The sequence below is a fragment of the Pseudomonas sp. 300 genome (assembly GCF_055803035.1).
Genome location: NZ_JAVLRV010000007.1, coordinates 1 through 1,281, shown reverse-complemented (window position 1 = coordinate 1,281; position 1,281 = coordinate 1). Strand labels below are relative to the sequence as shown.

The window sequence follows — 1,281 nt, the reverse complement described above, 5'->3', positions numbered from 1 at the left end:
TGTAGAAACGGACACATCCTTTACGATTGAAACCGGGGACATCCTTTACGTTTCTGTTGGCTTGAAAGGCGGCTCTCGCCGCTTTTCAGTCTGCCTAAAAGGTAGTTACAGAGATAAATATTCCACACATCATCGTCCACTTCCTTGAGTCCTAGCGCCTCACCTGCCAAGGATTCACTGACGAAAATCATTTTGCCTTTCCATTTCATTGACCCATTCTGCCTGACCATGCGAATTGTCATATCCGAAGCGTAATCGGCCTCGGGCACGCGTCCGTCGTACTGCCGTTGCGACGGTTCATAGACGTCCGCAGGAACTTTCATCTCTAAAGCCTTGTGAGGCCTTACGTAATTGAATTCCTGTCGAAACTTTTCGAACGCCAACTGTTGCTCCACCAGATTACGTTCAGGTGCATGAAGCAACGCAGCCTTAAGCGTTCGATGCATGCGTTCATGACGGCCATTCTGGTCCGGTCGCCCCGGCTGGATTCGCTCCGGGTAAATTCCTAAACGTATCCACCAAGCCGCCAGGCTGGATATGCGTGAAATGCCGGTGGAGGCAAAGGGAGAACCGTTATCTGTGCGAATTACATCAGGCAAGCCGTACTCCCGAAACGCCCAGTCAAATCCTTCGCGGGCACCGGCAACGCTGCTTTGTGCTCTGCACAGCAATAGAAATCGGCTGACGTGATCGGTAATTGTCAGTGGATAACAACGTTGGCCGTTCTGAAGCGCGAAGTCACCTTTGAAATCCGCGGCCCATGTCTGATTAGGCGCAGTGGCGTCGCGCAGCGGATTCTTTCCTGCTGGCGGGCGATTGAGGAATCGGCGTTTTTGCACCAGGCCCGCTCGCTTAAGCCACTCGCCTGCAGTGCTGACAGTTGGCCAAGACAATTCTGGATGATCGATTCTAAGGTTATGTACTAGCTTCTCAGGCCCCCAGCTGTGATGCTCGCGCTTATACGCGATTAACAACTCAAGGACCTCGTCGCTAATTTTGAAAGGGCTCGTATGCGGACGCCGTGACAGCTCTTTTAGCCCATCAATGCCCTGCAACTTGTAGCGTGCAAGCCATTTGTCCAAAGTGGGGCGGCTGAGCCCGTAGTGGCGGGCCAGCTCGCTTTTGGAATAGCTGCCTTGCAGCCAGTCGCCTATAAGTTTGATCCGTTGATCCATTGGGGACTCTCGATTCCAGGGCATGGTCAGGTACCTCCTGACCGTATTTCACACCTGTAAAGGATGTCTCCGGTTTAAAACGTAAAGGATGTCTCCGGTTTCTACC

Annotated in this window: 1 protein-coding gene; it reads right to left on the bottom strand. The window is 52.5% G+C overall.

What is annotated here, in order from left to right; translation table 11 throughout:
- Window positions 1–20: 20 nt before the first annotated feature.
- Window positions 21–1,199, bottom strand: a complete 1,179-nt coding sequence (locus Q7W83_RS29085; RefSeq protein ID WP_150637996.1) for an integrase core domain-containing protein — start codon at window positions 1,197–1,199, stop codon at window positions 21–23.
- Window positions 1,200–1,281 lie beyond the last annotated feature (82 nt).

Bases quoted from the DNA above. Each gene is read 5' to 3' on its own strand.
- Q7W83_RS29085 (WP_150637996.1), bottom strand. From the start codon at position 1,199: ATGCCCTGGAATCGAGAGTCCCCAATGGATCAACGGATCAAACTTATA.